Source organism: Ruegeria sp. O4, from assembly GCF_056535125.1.
The window spans coordinates 1-1,304 of record NZ_JBQERO010000049.1 but is presented as its reverse complement, the minus strand read 5'-3'; the positions used below and the strand labels follow the sequence as shown (position 1 = coordinate 1,304).

The following is a 1,304-nucleotide window of genomic DNA, read 5'->3' as shown; positions in this document are numbered from 1 at the left end:
TCGATCCCAAAGGCAACCTGCGAGAATATGGGAAACGCGTGCTCAGCGCTTAAGGTGTCATTCTGCACTCAGCCGGAGCAGACCCCATTTTGGTCAACTGATCTCGGCAGCCTCGGGGTCGATGTATGTCGGAACCCCGGACCGGGTCCTGCTGCTCAGTCCGGCCATGGCGATCTGGATTCCTCCAGATAAAGAACACTGGATGCGCTATGGGGCGAACAACGTCATGCACTATGTCGATGTCAATCGCGAAGAGGCAGAGTGGCTTGGACCTGATTGCCGGGTCGTTGCCATAACACCGCTTCTGGACGCATTGTTTGTTGCGGTGATGCCTGAAGCAACAGGCACGCGAACAGTCAAGCACAACACAGCGCTGCATGCGTTGCTTCGACAGGAGATTCTCGCCGCAAAGGACGTGCCGCTTACTCTTGCATTGCCAAAAGATACGCGGATTCTCGACGTCGCGCGTGGTGCGCTCGACGACCCTGGTAGCGTTCGCTCGGTCGAAGCCTGGTTGTCGGATGTACCAGCGAGCAGAAAGACCATCGAACGACTGTTCATCGCCGAAACAGGCATGCCGCCTTCGAAATGGTTGCGCCATGCACGGGTCTTGCATGCCGTATCGCTGCTCGCGGCGGGTAAGAGCGTAACCTCGGTTGCCTTCGACATGGGATACGAATCTATGAGCGCGTTCAGCTACATGTTTCGACAAACTCTGGGCGTCAGTCCGAGAGAGTTTTTAAGGAACCGGTAGGTTGTTCCAAAAGGGTCAGATGCTTGCTACGGTCCTAACCAGTCGTTGACTACCACACTCGGCCGCTGCGGTCGCAGCCCGCTTTCCCGACATTCGCCGCGAGTGCGAAATCGATGGCCAGCTGAACCCACAGCCGGCACATCAAAGCCGTCATTCGCCCGTGAGTTTTGTCATCGCGAACTTTGCAATCCTCTCAACTGTTCCATTCGAAAACTAGCCAGAAGAAAATTCGCCAAAAAGTTCTGCGCAGGAATTTGACTATCGATGAAATCCTTAACCTTACAATGCCCATTGCCTTTGTGCCTGCAGTCCTAACGGTTGATCCCGTCGGCCCGCGTAAGCACGCTGTAAAGCGGATAGCGTATTCGACAAAATGTCGCTCGGGTTGTTCGTTTTCGTAAGGTCGCGTGACGAGACTGCATCTGGAATAACACGCCGCTTGCGAACTGCAGGCGGGGTGCTCTCCCTGAACGACTAGGTCGTTGGAGGTTCAATAGCCTACGGTAAAGGCGGCGCGTGGATATTTGGGCGATTGAGCCTCATCTACAAT

General features: G+C 55.1%; 1 protein-coding gene. It reads left to right on the top strand.

The window, feature by feature from the left end:
* The first annotated feature begins 166 nt into the window (after positions 1-166).
* Positions 167-754, top strand: a complete 588-nt coding sequence (locus ACR0J7_RS20435; protein ID WP_480915474.1) for an AraC family transcriptional regulator — start codon at positions 167-169, stop codon at positions 752-754.
* Positions 755-1,304 lie beyond the last annotated feature (550 nt).